The sequence below is a fragment of the Streptomyces filamentosus genome (assembly GCF_014654895.1).
Taxonomy (GTDB): Bacteria; Actinomycetota; Actinomycetes; order Streptomycetales; family Streptomycetaceae; genus Streptomyces; species Streptomyces filamentosus.
Window position 1 is genome coordinate 196,434 of record NZ_BNBE01000003.1, and the last position, 14,089, is coordinate 210,522.

Sequence of the window (14,089 nt, forward strand, 5' to 3'; positions counted from 1 at the left end):
AAAAACAGGGGGAAATAGGGGGGAGGCGTCGTTCGGGCGGCGGGCGCCGCAAGGCACGGCCCGGGGCGGCCCGGCAGGCTCCGAAGGACGCGGCCTAGGTCCGGAGGACTTGAAGGACGTGCAGGTCCGGGGCGCGCGGCCGCGTCCCGGGGTCCCCCGTCGCGCCCTCGCCGGCGCGCGCGTCGCCGCGCGGCGGCCGGCCCTCCGCGTGCAGCGGCGGATCGAGGGGCGGCGCGCTGAGCACCGCGGGGGAGAGCGAGGGGAAGAGGGAGCAGTCGCCGCGGTCGTACGGGCAGACGTACGCGGCGGGCTCGGAGACCGGGGTGGCGGCGGGACCGGCCGGGGCCGTGAGCGCCGTGGCACTCCCCCCGCCGTGCCCCGGATGCCCGCCGGAACCGCCCGGACCGCCCCCCAGGCAGACGAAGAGCGCGGCGAGGAGCGTCGCCACGGCACTCACCAGTGCCAGGGGACGCGCGTGCTGGTACGGGCGTTCGAGCCGTAGGGCTCCCATGGGCGCAGATCGTAGTGGGCGAGCGGCCTCCGTGGGCCGAACGGGGTACGACTTCCGGTGACACCCGGGGGGTGCTCGGTTATCTGTGTCACACCCGAACAGGCAGTATGGGTGTGCAACGTGCGCGAAACCATGTGGTGGGATGCTCAGGTGCCCCCCTGTGCCCGAGGCGGTGGGAGCAGGCGGCCTGACCAGCGAGGATGGGTGTGGAAATGGACAAGCAGCAGGAATTTGTGCTCCGTACGCTCGAAGAGCGTGACATCCGCTTCGTGCGCCTGTGGTTCACCGACGTGCTCGGCTTCCTGAAGTCGGTCGCCGTCGCCCCCGCCGAGCTGGAGCAGGCCTTCGACGAGGGCATCGGCTTCGACGGCTCGGCGATCGAGGGCTTCGCCCGCGTCTACGAGTCCGACATGATCGCCAAGCCGGACCCGGGCACCTTCCAGATCCTGCCCTGGCGGGCCGAGGCCCCCGGCACCGCCCGGATGTTCTGCGACATCCTCATGCCGGACGGCTCCCCGTCCTTCGCCGACCCGCGCTTCGTCCTCAAGCGGGCGCTGGCCAAGGCGTCCGACCTCGGGTTCACCTTCTACACCCACCCCGAGATCGAGTTCTTCCTCCTGAAGGACAAGCCGCTCGACGGCTCGCGCCCCACCCCCGCCGACAACTCCGGCTACTTCGACCACACCCCGCAGAACGTGGGCATGGACTTCCGCCGCCAGGCCATCACCATGCTCGAATCGATGGGCATCTCGGTCGAGTTCTCCCACCACGAGGGCGCGCCCGGCCAGCAGGAGATCGACCTCCGCTACGCCGACGCGCTCTCCACCGCCGACAACATCATGACCTTCCGCCTGGTCATGAAGCAGGTGGCCCTGGAGCAGGGCGTCCAGGCGACCTTCATGCCGAAGCCGTTCTCGGACTACCCGGGCTCGGGCATGCACACCCACCTCTCCCTCTTCGAGGGCGACCGGAACGCCTTCTACGAGTCGGGCGCCGAGTACCAGCTCTCCAAGGTCGGCCGCTCCTTCATCGCGGGCCTCCTGAAGCACGCGGGCGAGATCTCCGCCGTCACGAACCAGTGGGTCAACTCGTACAAGCGCATCTGGGGCGGCTCCTCCCGCACCGCCGGTTCCGGCGGCGAGGCCCCCTCCTACATCTGCTGGGGCCACAACAACCGCTCCGCCCTCATCCGGGTCCCCATGTACAAGCCCGGCAAGACCGGCTCCTCCCGCGTCGAGGTCCGCTCCATCGACTCCGGCGCCAACCCCTACCTGACGTACGCGGTCCTCCTCGCCGCCGGCCTCAAGGGCATCGAGGAGGGCTACGAACTCCCCGCCGGCGCCGACGACGACGTCTGGGCCCTCTCCGACTCCGAGCGCCGCGCGATGGGCATCGAGCCCCTCCCGCAGAACCTCGGCGAGGCCATCGCCCTCATGGAGAAGTCCGAACTGGTCGCCGAGACCCTCGGCGAGCACGTCTTCGACTTCTTCCTCCGCAACAAGAAGCAGGAGTGGGAGGAGTACCGCTCCGAGGTCACCGCCTTCGAGCTGCGGAAGAACCTGCCGGTCTTGTAGCCGCAGGTCACGCCGGGTAGGGTACCGAATCAGCACTCAGGGCCGACGTTCGCAAACCGTCGGCCCTGAGTCGTTCCCGGTCGCCCTGGACCGTCTCCGGGCCGTCAGGCGCCGGACCGGGGCCCTCGTGGAACCCGTCCGCGGCCCGGCGGGCCCGTCCGTCGCCGCTCGGCATGAGGTGCGGGTGGACCCGGAGCGTGGACCCGGGGCCGCCGTGACCGGGGCGCGAGCCGAGGGGCCGGACGGAAACGCCTTGCCGGGTGGGGGCGGTGTGTCCAGACTGCCGTTCGTGAAGATCGAGACCGTCGCCACCGAGCGGCTCCTCCTGCATCCCCTGACCGTCGCCGAGGGCGAGCGGGTCGCCGCGCGCGAGCCGTCGCCGGGGGAGCGGTGGGGGGAGGGGTATCCGGGAGCGGGGGACCTCGCGTCGGTGGGGGCGTTCCTGCGGAGGTGCGCGGAGGAGGGGGATCCGGGGGCGTTCCGTACGTATCAGGTGCGGCTCGCGGAGAGCGGGGTCGTCGTCGGGGGGATCGGGTTCCACGGGCCGCCGGGGGCGGACGGGGCGGTGACCGTGGGGTACGGGATCGTGCCGGGGGAGCGCGGGAAGGGGTACGCCTCCGAGGCGCTCGCCGCGGTGGTCGGCATCGCCCGCGGGGCCGGGGCCGCGGTGCTGCGGGGCGATGCCGATCCGGCCAACGCCGCCTCCCACCGGGTGATGGAGCGGGCCGGGATGCGCCGCGAGGGGGAGCGGGACGGGCTGGTGCGGTTCCTGGTGGAGCTCGGGGAGTAGGGGGCGGGGGAGCGCGGGGGCGGTTCAGCGTTCGGAGAGTTCCGAGGGGGCCTCCTGGACGATCCAGCCGTTGCCGTCGGGGTCCTCGAAGGAGAGGAAGGAGTTCCAGGCGCCTCCCTTGCCCTCCGCCCAGCCGGCCGGGCCGACGTGCCGCACCGGCGAGGCGTCGACGCCGGCGGCGACGAGCGCGGCCCGGGCCGCCTCGATGTCGGTGACGCACAGCTGGAGGCCGTGCAGGCTGCCGGGGGTCATGGTCCGGGTGCCGGGCATCTGGGGCATGCCGGAGATCAGCGCGACGGAGCAGCGCGAGCCGGGCGGGGTGAGCTGCACGATCCGCACGCCGGGCGCGACCTCGTCGTCCAGGTCGACGGCGAAGCCGCACCCGTCCGCGTAGAACTCCTTGGCCCGGTCCAGGTCGGTGACGGGCACGGGGACGACTTCCAGGGTCCAGTTCATCGGGCCACAGTTCCGCATCCGGCCGGACGGCGCCGCACACCTCGTCGACTTGACGGAAAAACGCCTTTCTTTGTGCTTGCTGACCTGATCATTTCGTCAAGCGTGTGGAAATGATCGCGAACGACCACTCCGGTGACACACAACCTCCCTATAGTGACGACGCGTTGGCCCCACCGGCCGTGTCGACGACATGTCCGCCACCGGAGACAGGACCCATGACGCGCACCCCCTCTGCCGAGCCCACGTCCAGCGCCTTAACGCCGTCCGGCTGCCCCGCCGCCGTCCCGCTGTCCGGCCCCGGCTTCCACGCCGACCCGCAGTCCCTCTACCGGTCGATGCGCCGCGAGCACGGTCCCGTCGTCCCCGTCGAACTCCCCGGCGGCTTCCCCGCCTGGCTGGTCATCGGCTACCGCGAGGTCCACCAGGTCACCAGCGACCCCGAGCTCTTCCCCCGGGACGTCGGCCTGTGGAACCAGTGGCCGCACGTCCCCGCCGACTGGCCGCTCCTCCCGATGGTCGGACAGCCCCTGCCCTCCATCTACTTCAGCGCGGGCGAGGAGCACCGCCGGCACGTCCGGATGGTCGTCCCCGCCCTGGAGGCGGCCGACCCCTTCGAGATCCGCGGTCACGGCGAGCAGCTGGCCGACCGGCTGATCGACGCCTTCTGCGCGCGCGGCACCGCCGACCTCGTCGCCGAGTTCTGCGAACCCCTCCCGGTCCTCGTCCTCGCCCGTCTCGTCGGCTTCCCCGACGACGAGGGCGCCGACATCGCGCGGGTCCTGAAGGACCTCGCCGACGGCGGGCCCGGCGCGCAGGAGGCGCACCAGCGGTTCGCCGGCCACATGGCCCGGCTGGTCGCCGCGAAGCGCGCCGAGCCCGGCGAGGACGTGACGAGCCGGATGCTCGCCTTCCCCGAGGAGTTCACCGACGAGGAGTACATGCTCGACCTGATGGCGATCACCGCCGCCGGGCACCTCACCACCGCCGACTGGATCGGCAACTCCGTCCGGCTGATGCTCACCGAGGGCGACTTCGCCGACTCGATGGCCCGCGGCCGCCGCAGCGTCGCCGACGCCATGACCGAGGTGCTGTGGGAGGACGGCCCCACCCAGATCCTCGCGGGCCGCTGGCCGGTCCGCGACACCCGGCTCGGCGAGCACCGGATCAAGGCCGGGGACATGCTGCTCCTCGGTCTCGGCGCCGCCAACACCGACCCCCTGATCCGCCAGGGCGCCGCCGGCGCGGGCGCGGCCGGGCAGGGCGGCAGCGGCGCCCACCTGGCCTTCAGCCACGGCGAGTACCGCTGCCCCTTCCCGGCCCAGGAGATCGCCGAGATCATCGCCCGGACCGGCATCGAGGTCCTCCTCGACCGGCTGCCCGACCTCGAACTCGACGTTCCTGTCGAGGAGTTGGTCCGACGGCCCTCCGCCTTCCTGCGCGGCACCACCGCACTCCCCGTCCGGTTCAGCCCCGTTCCCACGACAGGAGACCTCTTGTGACCTGCCCTCACGCCGCCGCGGCGGGAACGCCCGTCGTCGTCGACCCGATGGTCCGGGACCTCGACGGCGAGACCGCGCGGATCCGCGCCGCCGGCCCGCTCGCCCGCGTCGAGCTGCTCGGCGTCCCCGCCTGGGCCGTCACCCGCCACGCCGACGCCCGGCGCCTCCTCGTCGACCCCCGGCTCGTCAAGGACCTGAACGCCTGGGACCTGTGGACCAGCGGCGCGGTCACCCACGCCTGGCCGCTCATCGGGATGGTCGACGCCGGCCGGTCCATGTTCACCGTCGACGGCGAGGAGCACCGGCGGCTGCGCACCAAGACCTCCCAGGCGCTGACCCCCCGCCGTCTGGAGGCGATCCGCCCCGACATCGAGAAGTTCACCGCCGAACTCCTCGACGCCCTGGAGGAGGGCGGCCGGGACGGCGCCGTCGTCGACCTCAAGGCGGTCTTCGCGCAGCCGCTGCCCATGCGGGTCGTCGGCATGCTGATGGGCGTCGACCCCGAGGCCAACACGATGCTGACCCGGCAGTACAAGAAGTTCTTCTCGATGCTCACCCCGCAGGAGGAGCGGCTCGCCCTCCTCGCCGAGCTCGACGTCTTCTACACGGACCTCGTCCGCGCGAAGACCGCGCTGCCCACCGACGACCTGACCTCCGGGCTCATCCTCGCCGACGAGGGCGGCGAGCCGCTGACCGAGGAGGAGGTCGTCGGCAACCTCAAGGCGATGGTCGCCGCAGGCCACGAGACCACCATCGGCCTCGTCCTCAACGCCGTGCGCGCCCTGCTCTCCCACCCCGACCAGCTGCGGAAGGTGCTGGCCGGCGAGGTGTCCTGGGAGACGGTGATCGAGGAGACCCTGCGCTTCGACACCCCCACCACCCACCTGCTGATGCGGTTCGCCACCGAGGACGTCGAGGTCGGCGGCGGAGTGATCGCCAAGGGCGAGGGCGTGGTGATCTCCTACCGGGCGATCGGCCGCGACCCCGAGCAGCACGGCCCGGACGCCGACGCCTTCGACATCACCCGCCCGACCCCCATCCGGCACATGACCTTCGGCCACGGCCCGCACATCTGCCCCGGCGCGGCCCTCTCCCGGATCGAGGCGGGCATCGCCCTGCCGGCGCTCTTCGCCCGCTTCCCCGACCTGGCCCTCGCCGTCCCCGACGCCGAGCTGCGCAACCTCCCGGTCATGACCCAGAACGACCTGGAGTCCTTCCCGGTCCGCCTGCACGGCTGACCGGAACGCCCCGGGGCCTCCACGGCCGACCGGCGCGTCTCCGTGCCGGACCGGAAGGACCGCGGCCGGACCGGAAGGCCCGCGGCCGGACCGGAAGGCCCGCGGCCGACCGGACCTCCGGCCCGGGTCAGCGCGGTGCCGGGATCCAGTGCAGCCGGCCGTCCTGGCCGAGGGCGGCCACCCCGTCCGGGCCCGCCGCCGGGGCGCCCGCCAGCGGGAAGCCGGAGAGGCGCCAGGCGCCGCCGGACAGCGGCGCCACCGCCAGGTGGCCGGTCCGCGAGCGGGCCGCCACCAGGACGTCGGACCCGCTCACCGGGCCGAAGCCCGCGACGCCGCCGGCCGGGGCGACGACCGGCGCGAGCCGGGCCGTGCCCGCGAAGTCGGCCGCGGTCGGCTGCCCGGTGGCGGGCACCCGCGACCAGAGCCGGACGCCGTCGCCGGTCGGCGAGGGGCCCGCGCTCAGCGCCAGCGTCGTCGCCGGCAGACCGGTCGGCAGCGGCCCGGCCACCGGCCCGCCGCCGGACGCGCCGGTCCACATCAGGACCGTGCGGGGCGTGCCCGCGAAGGCGTACGTCCGCCCCCGGGAGTCCGTCGCCGCCACCGGGTCGCCGTGCAGGTCAGCCCCGCCCAGGGCCCGCCACGGGGTCCAGGCGCCGGCGGGCGTCCGCTCCCGCCCGGCGAGCCGGTGGTCGCCGTCGCGCAGGAAGAGCGAGACCCGCCCGGTGCCGTCCACGGCCACCGCGGGCGCGCTGATGTCCGGCGTCCGGTCGGCCTCGTCCCGCGCACCCGGCGTGCCCAGCGAGCGCCACGCCCCGAAGGCGCCGCCCGGCGCGGTCTGCTCGGTCGTGACGACCTCCCGGCGGTACCCCGAGGGGCCCTCGAAGGAGGTGCGGGTGCCGAAGACCGCGACCCGCCCGTCCGTCAGCCGTACGGAGCTCACGCCGCCGTCGAGCCCGCCGCCGGGCAGCAGCTCGGGACCCCGCCAGGTGCCGCCCACGGGCTCCCGGTGCCAGACCGCGAGCCGCCCGTCCTGGACGCCGAAGGCGAGCGGACCGCCGTCGGCGGCCGGCTGGAGCCAGCCGGTCGAGGAGCCGCGGGCGTACCGCACGGTCCCCGTCCAGCCGCGCCCGGACGGCCGGCCCGACGCCTTGAGGTCGCCGCAGCCCGCCGGGCTGCCGCAGTCCTCCCCGTCCAGCCAGGAGTACGTCTTCAGGCTGCGCAGCTTCTCCTCGGCGGTCCGGCTGTCCAGGGCCCGGGGCAGGTCGGTGTTCGGGTAGCCCATGTAGCTCTGCACGCCGACGTGCGGGTGCCCGGGCAGCCCGGCGTAGCGCGCCAGCGCCGCCTGGACGAAGCGCGCGCCGTACGCGTGGTCCTGGTGGTCCCGCAGCCGACCCGTCTTCGCGTCCGTGCCGGGCGTCGGGTCCAGGGTGCGCACGAAGGTCGGCCGGAAGCGTTCGAGCAGCCCGGTCAGCGTCGAGGTGACCTGCTCCTTCGAGTACGCGAAGTCCGCGGCGACCGGCGTCCCGGAGGAGCGCTGCGAGCCGAGCGCCGCGATCCGGCCTTGCCACAGGCCGCGCAGGCTCACCGGGCGGTCGGCGGAGGTCGAGCCGGCCTCGCGGAGCTGGAGCCAGACCAGCCGCACCCCGGGCCGGGCCCGCAGGACGTCCAGCTCGGCCTCGCCGCCGCCGGCGGTGGGGATCACGGTCCGGTCCCAGGGGCTGGTGCGGTCGCCGGTGACCATCTCGGCGTACGCGGCGCGTATGCCGTTCTGCCGGGCCTCGGCGAAGGCGGGCTTGTCCGGCGCGGTGACGGCGGCGGCCTTCCCGGAGCGGGCGTTGACGCCGTTCGACTCGCCCGCCGTCAGGTAGACGGTGGTCAGCGGGGTCCGGTCGGCCAGGGACTGCGCGGTGTCCGGGTTCATGAAGTACAGGTCGTCGTCCGGGTGGGAGACAAACTGCACCACGGACGGCGGGACGGCGGTCCGCCCGGCCGCCTCCGCGGGGGTCTCCTCCCCGCGGGTGCCCCGGCCCGGTGCGGGGGCCGCCTCCCGGGCCGCCTCCCGGCCGGGGCGGCTGCTCGGCCGCGGGTCCGGGGCGGACGGCGTCCGCGTCCCGGCGGAGGGGGTGCCGGCGGAGGGGGCGCCGGTGGGGGCGGGGGCCTGCGCCACCGCCGCCGCGGTGCCGTGCGCGGGGTCGGCCGTCGCCGTGAGGACGCCCGCGAGGGTGCCGCCGGTCAGCGCGGCGACCGCCGCCGCGGTCACGACGGACCGGCGGTGGCGGAAGGGGCGTATGAGGGAGGAGAGGCGGCGGACGGGCATGGGCGCGGGAGGCTTTCTCTACCTGGGCGACAAGGTTCGGGTCGCGGAGCGACGGCCGTTCGTGACGGCGACGGCGACGGGACGAACGACTCACATGGGTACAGGGCCGGAGCGTCCGAAGCGTTCCGAAAACGGCCCGATGTGCCCGACGTCACGTGTGATCCGTACCGGATCCGGGCAGACGAACGAGGTTCGACCCCACCCCGCGAGACCCCGTGCGGGCCCCTCGCGAGCCCCCGCCGGCCCCCGTGCCCGCGCCCGGAAGGACACCGGTACCGGAAGGACCCGGTCCCGCCTTCCCGGGCCCGCCCCGCACGCCTCCGCGCGGCGCTGCGGATAGGCTCGATCCGTCGGGCGTGCGGGTGGAGGGAGCGGCGGAGATGACGGTGCCGGGGCGCAGGAGCAGTACGTTCTCACGGCTGCTGCGGCACGGGTTCACCGACCCGTCCGGTGCCGAGCGGCTCCTGGACCTGCCCGAGCTCTCCGCGCTCCGCGGGGACTCCGTGCTGCTCGACGCGCTGGGCGCCACCGCCGACCCCGACCTCGCGCTGCGCGGCCTGGTCCGGCTGGTCGAGGCGCAGGCCGAACCGGAGCGGCAGACCTTCACCACCACGCTGCTCTCCGCCAAGCCCTTCCGGGACCGGCTGCTCGGGGTCCTCGGCACCTCGGAGGCGCTCGCCGACCACCTGGCCCGGCACCCCAGGGACTGGGAGACGCTGGTCACCTACGAGGCGACCGACCTGCACCCGGGGATCGCCGAGTTCGAGCGGGGCCTCGCCGGGGCGAACGACCCGGTGACCCTGCGGATCGCCTACCGCCGCTGCCTCCTCGGGATAGCGGCCCGGGACGTGTGCGGCACCACCGGCGTCGCCCAGACGGCCGCCGAGCTGGCCGACCTGGCCACCGCCACCCTGCGGGCCGCGCTCGCCCTGGCGAGTGCGGCCGAGCCCGCCGACGCCGCCCAGTGCAGGCTCGCCGTGATCGCCATGGGCAAGTGCGGCGGACACGAGCTGAACTACGTCTCCGACGTCGACGTGATCTTCGTCGGCGAGCCCGCGGAGGGCGCCGACGAGGCGAAGGCGATCCAGGCGGCGACCCGCCTCGCCTCCCACCTCATGCGGATCTGCTCCGAGACCACCGTCGAGGGCACCATCTGGCCGGTCGACGCCAACCTCCGCCCCGAGGGCCGCAACGGCCCCCTCGTCCGCACCCTCTCCTCCCACCTCGCCTACTACCAGCGCTGGGCGAAGACCTGGGAGTTCCAGGCCCTCCTCAAGGCCCGTCCGGTGGCCGGCGACCCGGAGCTCGGCAGCGCCTACGTCGACGCCGTCTCCCCGATGGTCTGGCAGGCCGCCGAGCGGGAGAACTTCGTCACCGACGTGCAGGCCATGCGCCGCCGGGTCGTCGACAACATCCCGGTCGCCCAGGTGGACCGCGAGCTGAAGCTCGGCCCCGGCGGCCTGCGCGACGTCGAGTTCGCCGTCCAGCTCCTCCAGCTCGTCCACGGCCGCAGCGACGCCACCCTGCACAGCGGCTCCACCCTGGACGCCCTCGCCGCCCTCGCCGCCGGCGGCTACGTCGGCCGCGCCGACGCGGCCCAGCTGGACGAGGCGTACCGCTTCCTGCGCGCCATGGAGCACCGCATCCAGCTGTACCGGCTGCGCCGCACCCACCTCGTCCCGGAGGGCGAGGCCGACCTGCGCCGCCTCGGCCGCTCGCTCGGCCTGCGCACCGACCCGGTCGCCGCGCTGAACAAGGAATGGCGCCGGCACGCCTCCGTCGTCCGCCGCCTCCACGAGAAGCTCTTCTACCGCCCGCTGCTCGACGCCGTCGCCCAGCTGACCCCCGGCGAGACCCGGCTCAGCACCAAGGCGGCGGGCCAGCGCCTCGAAGCCCTCGGGTACGCCGACCCGGCCGCCGCCCTGCGCCACCTGGAGGCGCTGGCCTCCGGCGTCAGCCGCAAGGCCGCCATCCAGCGCACCCTGCTGCCGGTGCTGCTCGGCTGGTTCGCGGACTCCGCCGACCCGGACGCCGGCCTCCTCGGCTTCCGGAAGGTCTCCGACGCGCTCGGCAAGACCCCCTGGTACCTGCGGCTGCTGCGCGACGAGGGCGCCGCCGCCGAGAACCTGGCCCGGGTCCTCTCGGCCGGCCGGCTCGCCCCCGACCTGCTGCTGCGCGCCCCCGAGGCGGTCGCCATACTCGGAGACCCCGAGGGGCTGAAGCCGCGCGGCCGGGACCACCTGGAGCAGGAGGTCCTCGCCGCCGTGGGCCGCGCGGACGGCGCCGAGCAGGCCGTCGCCGCCGCCCGCGGGGTGCGCCGCCGCGAGCTGTTCCGCACCGCCGCCGCCGACCTCATCGACTCGTACGGCACCGAGGACAGCCCCCGCACGTCCGACCCGGGCGCCCTGGTCGACCGGGTCGGAGGGGCCGTCACCGACCTCAACGCCGCCACGATCGCCGGTGCGCTGCGGGCCGCCGTCCGCGCCGAGTGGGGCGACGAGCTGCCCACCCGCTTCGCCGTCATCGGCATGGGCCGCTTCGGCGGTCACGAGCTGGGCTACGGCTCCGACGCCGACGTCCTCTTCGTCCACGAGCCGCGCGAGGGCGTGGACGAGCAGGAGGCCACCAGGGCCGCGAACCGGGTCGTGGCCGAGATGCGCAGGCTCCTCCAGCTGCCCACCACCGACCCGCCGCTGCTGATCGACGCGGACCTGCGGCCGGAGGGCAGGAGCGGTCCCCTGGTCCGCACCCTCGCCTCCTACGCCGCCTACTACCGCCGCTGGTCGCTCGTCTGGGAGTCCCAGGCGCTGCTGCGGGCCGCGCCGATGGCCGGCGACGCCGACCTGGGGCGGCGCTTCGTCGAGCTGGTCGACCCGCTCCGCTACCCCGCCGGGGGCCTCGGCGAGGAGGCGGTCCGCGAGATCCGCCGGCTCAAGGCCCGCATGGAGTCGGAGCGGCTGCCCCGCGGCGCCGACCCCACCCTCCACGCCAAGCTCGGCCGAGGCGGCCTCAGCGACGTCGAGTGGACCGTCCAGCTGCTCCAGATGCGGCACGGCTGGGCCGAGCCGGCCCTGCGCACCACCCGGACCCGCCCGGCCCTCGCCGCCGCCCACGCCGCCGGGCTGATCCCCGCCGAGGAGGCGCGGACCCTCGACGAGGCGTGGGTGCTGGCCAGCCGGGTGCGCAACGCGGTGATGCTGGTCCGCGGCCGCCCCGGCGACACCTTCCCCACCGACCCCCGCGAACTGGCCGCCGTGGGACGGTACCTGGGCTACGGCCCCGGTCACGCCGGCGAGATGGTCGACGACTACCGCCGGATCACCCGCCGGGCCCGCGCGGTCGTGGACGAACTCTTCTACGAGGACTGAGGGTTGGGCCCGGCGACGCCCCGTCGCCGGGCCGGGACCGGCCCGATACGATCACCGCATGGCCCTGCTGACGAGTGACGTGGACCGGTTCGAGAAGGCACGGCCCCGCCTGGAGGCCATCGCCTACCGCATGCTGGGCTCCTCGGCCGAGGCCGAGGACGCCGTGCAGGAGACCTTCCTCCGCTGGCAGGCCGCCGACGTCGGCCGCGTCGAGGTGCCCGAGGCGTGGCTCACCAAGGTCCTCACCAACCACTGCCTCAACCAGCTCACCTCGGCCCGCGCCCGCCGCGAGACCTACGTGGGGCAGTGGCTCCCCGAGCCGCTGCTGGCCGGCGACCCGATGCTCGGCCCCGCCGACACCGCCGAGCAGCGCGAGTCCGTCTCGTACGCCGTGCTCGTCCTGCTGGAGCGGCTGACCCCGAACGAGCGGGCGGTGTACGTGCTGCGCGAGGCATTCGCCTACACGCACCGGGAGATCGCCGAGATCCTCGACATCGGCGAGGCCGCCAGCCAGCAGATCTTCCACCGGGCCAAGAAGCACCTCGCGGACGGCAGGGCCCGCACCGAGATCGACGAGGCCGCCGCCCGCAGGATCGTCGAGGAGTTCCTGGCCGCCGCGACCAGCGGCCGTACCGAACCCCTCGTCCGGCTGCTCACCCAGGACTCCCTGGTGGTCGGCGACGGCGGCGGCAAGGTCCCCGCCCGGGCCGGCGCCTTCGGGGGCGCCCTCGCGGTCGCCCGCTTCCTGCGCGGCCTGTTCAGGCCGAGCGACGCCAAGCGGGCCCTGGTCGGCGGGTCGCCCGCCTTCTACGCCTCCACCGCCAACGGCGGACCGGCGATCGTCGCCGTCGTGGACGGCCGGGTCATCGGGATCACCTGCCTGGACGTCACCCCGGACGGCATCGTCGCCGTCCGCAGCCAGGTCAACCCCGACAAGCTGGACCGGGCCACCGAGCGCTGGGCCGCCGGGGGGCACGAGGAGGTCCCGCTCTTCACCTTCTGACCCCCTCCAGGGATATGTGACGGGGGTCACATCTGCAACCTGTCAGGAAACGCGGGGCCGCCCGGTTCAAGGTGCGGAACCACGCCGGAGAGACGGCGCGGACCTCGCAGACAGGAGACCGGTCATGCAGCACCGCATCATCGTCCTCGGAGCCGGCTACACCGGAGCCGTCGCAGCCGGCCGCCTCGCCCGCCGGCTGCACCGCGAGGACGTGAGCATCACCCTCGTGAACCCCGAGTCCGACTTCGTCGAGCGGGTCCGGCTCCACCAGCTGGCGGCCGGCCAGGACCTCGCCCCCCGCCCCTTCGCCGAGATGTTCGCCGGCACCGGAGTCGAGCTGAAGCTCGCGAAGGTCGCCGCCGTCGACGCCGACCGCAAGGCCGTCACGGTGGACGGCGCCGCGGGCCGCGAGGAGCTGGCGTACGACTCCCTCGTCTACGCCCTCGGCAGCGGCTGGGACCACGGAGGGGTCCCCGGCGTCGCCGAGCACGCCCACGAGGTGTCCGGCCGCCCCGGCGCGCTGCGGCTCCGCGACCGCCTGGCCGCCCTGGAGGCCGGCCGGACCGTGGTGGTGGTCGGCGGCGGTCTGACCGGCCTGGAGGCCGTGACCGAGATCGCCGAGGCCCGCCCCGACCTCGACGTGGCCCTGGTCGTCCGCGGCGCCCTCGGCGACTGGCTCTCGGAGAAGGGCCGGGACCACCTGCGGAAGGTCGCCGGCCGCCTCGGCATCACCGTCCACGAGCACCGGTCGGTCGCCGCCGTGGCCGCGGACCGGGTGACCACCGCCGACGGCACGGTCCTCCCGGCCGACGTCACCGTCTGGACCACCGGCTTCGCCGTCCACCCGCTCGCGGAGGCCACCGGCCTGGCGCTGGCCGCCGACGGCCGGATCGCGGTCGACGCCACCATGCGCTCGGTCTCCCACCCCGACGTCTACGCCGTCGGCGACGCGGCCGTGACCGCGGGCCCGGGGGGCGAGCCGCTGCGGATGTCCTGCGCCTCGGGCGTCCCGATGGCCTGGCAGGCCGCCGACGCCCTCGCCGCCCGGCTCGCCGGCGTCGAGGTGCCCCGCGTCCCCATCCGCTACGCCCAGCAGTGCGTCTCGCTGGGCCGCGGGGAGGGCCTGATCCAGTTCGTCACCGCCGACGACCGGGCCAAGGAGAAGGCCCTGACCGGCCGCTTCGCCGCCTTCTACAAGGAGATCGTCTGCAAGGGAGCGGCCTGGGGCGTCGCCCACCCGACCCTGGGCGTGCCCGCCCGCCGGCGCCGCGTGGCCCGGCCGGAGGTCCGGGACGCGGCCCGCGCGCAGGCCACGGCCTGAGAACCTCGCGGA

The 14,089-nt window shown here is 74.8% G+C and carries 10 protein-coding genes; 7 read left to right on the plus strand and 3 right to left on the minus strand.

Annotation, left to right across the window (positions count from 1 at the left end):
• Positions 1-94: 94 nt before the first annotated feature.
• A complete protein-coding gene (locus IE326_RS28370) occupies positions 95-511 on the minus strand; it encodes a hypothetical protein (RefSeq protein WP_150227854.1) in 417 nt (138 codons plus the stop codon).
• Between the two features lie 212 nt (positions 512-723).
• Here IE326_RS28370 and glnA2 point away from each other — a divergent pair, with 212 nt between their 5' ends.
• Positions 724-2,085: a gamma-glutamylpolyamine synthetase GlnA2 gene (gene glnA2 / locus IE326_RS28375; RefSeq protein WP_030755173.1), complete on the plus strand. Its 1,362-nt coding sequence runs from the start codon at positions 724-726 to the stop codon at positions 2,083-2,085.
• A 289-nt stretch (positions 2,086-2,374) separates the two neighbouring features.
• Positions 2,375-2,875, plus strand: a complete 501-nt coding sequence (locus IE326_RS28380; protein WP_190043701.1) for a GNAT family N-acetyltransferase — start codon at positions 2,375-2,377, stop codon at positions 2,873-2,875.
• 24 nt (positions 2,876-2,899) lie between these two features.
• Here IE326_RS28380 and IE326_RS28385 read toward each other — a convergent pair whose 3' ends face one another.
• Positions 2,900-3,331 (minus strand): VOC family protein, encoded by a 432-nt coding sequence (locus IE326_RS28385; protein ID WP_150227853.1) that lies wholly within the window; start codon positions 3,329-3,331, stop codon positions 2,900-2,902.
• A gap of 215 nt (positions 3,332-3,546) precedes the next feature.
• Here IE326_RS28385 and IE326_RS28390 point away from each other — a divergent pair, with 215 nt between their 5' ends.
• Positions 3,547-4,830, plus strand: coding sequence for a cytochrome P450 (locus IE326_RS28390; protein WP_190043702.1), 1,284 nt, complete (start codon positions 3,547-3,549; stop codon positions 4,828-4,830).
• Positions 4,827-6,068 carry a cytochrome P450 family protein gene (locus tag IE326_RS28395; protein WP_373310296.1) on the plus strand — a complete coding sequence of 414 codons (1,242 nt, stop codon included), beginning with the start codon at positions 4,827-4,829 and terminating at the stop codon, positions 6,066-6,068. Before IE326_RS28390 ends, IE326_RS28395 begins: the two co-directional genes overlap by 4 nt.
• 127 nt (positions 6,069-6,195) lie before the next feature.
• Here IE326_RS28395 and IE326_RS28400 read toward each other — a convergent pair whose 3' ends face one another.
• A complete protein-coding gene (locus IE326_RS28400) occupies positions 6,196-8,385 on the minus strand; it encodes a PIG-L family deacetylase (protein ID WP_190043703.1) in 2,190 nt (729 codons plus the stop codon).
• A gap of 380 nt (positions 8,386-8,765) precedes the next feature.
• Between IE326_RS28400 and IE326_RS28405 the strand changes: the two genes are divergently transcribed.
• The 3 genes from IE326_RS28405 to IE326_RS28415 all read left to right on the plus strand — a co-directional run bounded on the left by IE326_RS28405 (position 8,766) and on the right by IE326_RS28415 (position 14,077).
• Positions 8,766-11,753 carry a bifunctional [glutamine synthetase] adenylyltransferase/[glutamine synthetase]-adenylyl-L-tyrosine phosphorylase gene (locus IE326_RS28405; RefSeq protein ID WP_190043704.1) on the plus strand — a complete coding sequence of 996 codons (2,988 nt, stop codon included), beginning with the start codon at positions 8,766-8,768 and terminating at the stop codon, positions 11,751-11,753.
• Positions 11,754-11,811: 58 nt separating this feature from the next.
• Positions 11,812-12,756, plus strand: a complete 945-nt coding sequence (gene sigJ, locus IE326_RS28410; RefSeq protein ID WP_190043705.1) for an RNA polymerase sigma factor SigJ — start codon at positions 11,812-11,814, stop codon at positions 12,754-12,756.
• 124 nt (positions 12,757-12,880) lie between these two features.
• Complete coding sequence (locus IE326_RS28415; RefSeq protein ID WP_190043706.1) at positions 12,881-14,077, plus strand: NAD(P)/FAD-dependent oxidoreductase; 1,197 nt, start codon at positions 12,881-12,883, stop codon at positions 14,075-14,077.
• Positions 14,078-14,089: the final 12 nt, after the last annotated feature.